Source organism: Ruegeria sp., from assembly GCF_028066395.1.
Taxonomy (GTDB): Bacteria; Pseudomonadota; Alphaproteobacteria; order Rhodobacterales; family Rhodobacteraceae; genus Ruegeria.
This window is the reverse complement of sequence record NZ_JALCBM010000006.1, coordinates 86,786-91,004: the sequence shown is the minus strand read 5'-3', so window position 1 is coordinate 91,004 and position 4,219 is coordinate 86,786. Positions and strand designations below refer to the sequence as shown.

Genomic DNA, 4,219 nt, shown 5'->3' with positions numbered 1-4,219 from the left:
TGGGATGTGGTGGTCCGTCATTGATCAATCACTCCGTTCACGGCCAGAAAATTCAGCAGTTCCAACAAGGGCATACCCAAGACATTAAAATAGTCTCCGTCAATGGTGGCGAACAGGCGCACGCCTTCTTCCTCAAGCTTATAGGCCCCGACCGCATGGCGGATACTGTCCCAGTTCCGCGCCACATAGTCGCGCAGATAAGCGTCCGAGCTCATCCGCATGCGCAGACGCACCTGCCCGACATGGCGCCAGAGGGGTTCCCCGTCCCGGTAGATCACCGCCGCCGACAGCAGCATGTGCCGCTTACCGCGCATCGCCTTCAGCTGCGCCAGCGCGTCCTCGGGCGTTTCGGGTTTCGACAGCAATTTCCCGTCGAAATCCAGAACCTGATCGCACCCCAGAACCATCGCGCCCGGGTGTTTGTCGCTGACCTTGCGGGCCTTCATCTCGGCCAGCGTGTCGGCAATATCACGCGGCGTGGCCCCTTCGGCCAACAGCGCGCGCTTGGCGGTGTCCTCGTCCACGCGGGCGATCTGTACCTCAAAAGGCACGCCTGCATTGCGCAGCAACTGCGCGCGGATTTCAGAGCCTGAGGCCAGGAGTATGGGGACAGTCATGTGGAAAACCCCGTGTGCAATTCGTTAAGCGTTCAGGGACGTTTTGTATGGTTTTGCGGTTGACACGCAACCCCGGGAATTTCGCGAAAAACTTCCGGGATTCGCTCGGGCGCTATCCCGGCGGGACAAGGATAAGTCTGCGCTTTGGGATAACCCGATTGTCCGGAGTTATTCCGGGGCTTATCCCCAGCCATCATTTGGAATACGGCGATTAAGATGTTGTATTTAAAATAAAATTTCTGACATTCACAGAATCACACCTCCGCGCCTGTGAGATATCCCATCTGGGGAAAACCCATGGGTAAAAAAGTAATCCACGGATTCCGGTCACCCTACAAAACCATCATCCTTTTTCTTTTCTTATTTTTTTATTAGGGATGAACCCAAGCAACGTCCGGAGCCAGAATGACCGATCTTCTTTTCACGATTTACCCGTGGGTGAAGGCCGTTCACATCATGGCGGTGATCTCATGGATGGCCGGGTTGTTCTATCTGCCCCGACTGTTCGTCTATCACGTTGAAAAGGCGCAAGGTGTCGATGGCGCACAACAGATTTTCTTTGAAATGGAAGAAAAGCTGCTGCGGGTGATCATGCGCCCGGCAATGATCGTGGCCTGGGCCTGCGGGCTGATCATGGTGTTCATCCCCGGCATCGTCAGCTGGGACTGGAGCTGGCCATGGGTTAAAGGCGCGGCCGTGATTGGCATGACCTGGTTCCATCACTGGCTGATGGCGCGTCGCAAGGATTTCGCAGAGGGGCGAAACAAGCTCACTGGGCGGCAGTATCGCATGATGAATGAGGTTCCGACCGTTTTGATGGTGATCATCGTTCTGGCGGTTGTTCTGAAGTTTTGAGGGGTTGTTTGACTCCGAAGGCTGTCGCGCTTATGTAGGGGTCAACACGCCCGTCCGGGCGACGTATCTTCCGTTTTGAAATTCCTCTGACGCTCCGCGATCTGCGCGGACAAGGTTCGTATCATCATGACAACTGAATCCCTGAATCTGGCTGACCTCAAGGCCAAAAGCCCCAAAGACCTTCTGGCCATGGCCGAGGAGCTGGAGATCGAAAACGCCTCGACCATGCGCAAGGGCGAGATGATGTTCCAGATCCTGCGCGAACGTGCGGATGAAGGTTGGACCGTTGGTGGCGATGGTGTGCTTGAGGTTCTGCAGGACGGTTTCGGCTTTCTGCGCTCGCCCGAGGCGAACTATCTGCCCGGTCCCGATGACATCTACGTCTCACCCGACATGATCCGCCAGCACTCGCTGCGCACCGGTGACACGGTCGAAGGTGAGATCAAGGCACCGGATGAGAACGAGCGGTACTTTGCGCTGATCAAGGTCACCAAGATCAACTTTGAAGAGCCTGAGAAGGCCAAGCACAAAATCCTGTTCGACAACCTGACGCCGCTCTATCCCGATGAGCGTCTGAAGATGGAGATCGAAGATCCCACTATCAAAGACAAGTCGGCCCGGGTGATCGATCTGGTGTCGCCTATCGGTAAGGGTCAGCGGTCTCTGATCGTGGCGCCGCCGCGCACCGGTAAGACGGTGATCCTGCAAAACATCGCGCATTCGATCGAAAAGAACCATCCCGAGTGCTATCTGATCGTCCTGCTGATCGACGAACGCCCGGAAGAGGTGACCGACATGCAGCGTTCTGTGAAGGGTGAGGTTGTGTCCTCAACCTTCGACGAACCTGCAACGCGTCACGTGGCCGTGTCGGAAATGGTGATCGAAAAAGCCAAGCGTTTGGTCGAGCATAAACGAGATGTTGTTATTCTTCTCGATTCGATCACAAGACTTGGTAGGGCATTTAACACTGTGGTGCCATCCTCGGGCAAGGTTCTGACCGGTGGTGTTGATGCAAACGCGCTGCAACGGCCCAAGCGGTTCTTTGGTGCGGCGCGGAACATCGAAGAAGGTGGTTCGCTGACCATCATCGCGACTGCTCTGATCGACACCGGCAGCCGGATGGACGAAGTGATCTTCGAAGAATTCAAGGGCACCGGTAACTCGGAAATCGTTCTGGATCGCAAAATCGCCGACAAGCGCGTGTTCCCGGCCATCGACATCCTCAAATCCGGTACACGGAAAGAGGACCTGCTGGTCGACAAGGGCGATCTGGCCAAGACCTTTGTCCTGCGCCGCATCCTCAACCCGATGGGCACCACCGATGCGATCGAATTCCTGCTGTCGAAGTTGAAACAGACCAAGACGAACGGTGAGTTCTTCGACTCGATGAACACCTGATACAGGTCTTAACCGCGAGGCCTTCGAATGGATACGATATTCGCCTTGGCCAGCGCGCAGGGCAAAGCCGGGGTTGCGGTCATCCGCCTGTCCGGCCCCCATGCGCATGCAGTGGCGACCCGGGTCGCCGGTGGCGACCTGCCGCCGCGCGGGATGCGTATGCGCCGCTTGCGGGCTCCGGATGGCTCGGTGCTGGATGACGGGCTGGTTCTGACGTTTCAGGCGCCAGCCAGTTTCACCGGCGAAGATGTGGTGGAGTTTCAGATCCACGGCAGCACAGCCTCGGCCAATGCCATGCTGCGCAGCCTGTCTGACATGGATGACCTGCGCCTTGCCGAGCCCGGCGAATTCACCCGCCGTGCGCTGGAGAATGGCAAGCTGGATCTGGCTCAGGTCGAAGGTCTGGCCGATCTGATCGACGCGGAAACCGAAGCGCAGCGGGTTCAGGCGCAGACCATCCTTTCGGGTGCCTTGGGGGATTTGGCCGAACGTTGGCGGCGTGATCTGATCCGCGCGGCGTCTTTGCTAGAGGCGGTGATCGACTTCGCCGATGAAGAGGTTCCGACGGACGTCACCCCTGAGGTTCGCTCTCTGATTTCTGGCGTCATGGGTGATCTGGAACGAGAAGTGGATGGCGTGAAGATCGCCGAACGTATCCGAACCGGGTTTGAAGTCGCCATTGTTGGCTTACCGAATGCGGGGAAGTCCACCTTGCTGAACGCCTTGGCGGGGCGAGAGGCCGCGATCACCTCGGAATACGCGGGCACAACCCGGGATGTGATTGAGGTTCGCATGGATTTGGCAGGCTTACCTGTGACCTTGCTGGACACGGCCGGGTTGCGTGAAACCGATGATCACGTCGAAAACTTGGGGATCGAACTGGCTCGCAAACGGGCGGAGTCCGCTGATCTGCGTGTTTTCCTGACCGATACACCGGAAGATCTGGGTGTTCCCATGCAGGATGGTGACATTCAGGTTCTGCCAAAATCCGATCTTCGGGAGAGTTCGATTGGCGGGATATCCGGTAAAACGGGGCAGGGTATTGATCAGCTTATTTCGGGTATTTCGCGGAATCTGAGTGAGCGAACTACTAAATCTGGTATAGCTACCCGAGAACGCCACCGTATGGCGATGTCCAAGGCGTTGCATGCTCTTGCATCGGCTCAGGTTGTTCTGGAATCAGGTCCTGACCTGTATGATATCGCTGCGGAAGAATTGCGAACGGCAATACGTGCGCTGGAATCTTTGGTTGGCAGGATTGATGTGGAAACATTGCTGGACGAAATCTTTTCCAGCTTCTGCCTTGGTAAGTAAGGAGTGTTTCACGTGAAACATTCGAGATTTGATGT

General features: G+C 56.6%; 4 protein-coding genes. 3 read left to right on the top strand and 1 reads right to left on the bottom strand.

Features of this window, described 5'->3' with window-relative positions; all coding sequences use genetic code 11:
* Positions 1 to 17: 17 nt before the first annotated feature.
* Positions 18 to 617, bottom strand: a complete 600-nt coding sequence (locus MPJ51_RS03790) for a nucleoside triphosphate pyrophosphatase (protein WP_298381958.1) — start codon at positions 615 to 617, stop codon at positions 18 to 20.
* Between the two features lie 405 nt (positions 618 to 1,022).
* Between MPJ51_RS03790 and hemJ the strand changes: the two genes are divergently transcribed.
* The 3 genes from hemJ (at position 1,023) to mnmE (ending at position 4,184) form a co-directional block, all read left to right on the top strand.
* Entirely contained in the window at positions 1,023 to 1,472 is a 450-nt protein-coding gene (gene hemJ, locus MPJ51_RS03785; protein ID WP_298381955.1) for a protoporphyrinogen oxidase HemJ, read from the top strand.
* A 126-nt stretch (positions 1,473 to 1,598) separates the two neighbouring features.
* Entirely contained in the window at positions 1,599 to 2,870 is a 1,272-nt protein-coding gene (gene rho / locus MPJ51_RS03780) for a transcription termination factor Rho (protein ID WP_298381952.1), read from the top strand.
* A gap of 27 nt (positions 2,871 to 2,897) precedes the next feature.
* Positions 2,898 to 4,184, top strand: coding sequence for a tRNA uridine-5-carboxymethylaminomethyl(34) synthesis GTPase MnmE (gene mnmE / locus MPJ51_RS03775; protein WP_298381949.1), 1,287 nt, complete (start codon positions 2,898 to 2,900; stop codon positions 4,182 to 4,184).
* Positions 4,185 to 4,219: the final 35 nt, after the last annotated feature.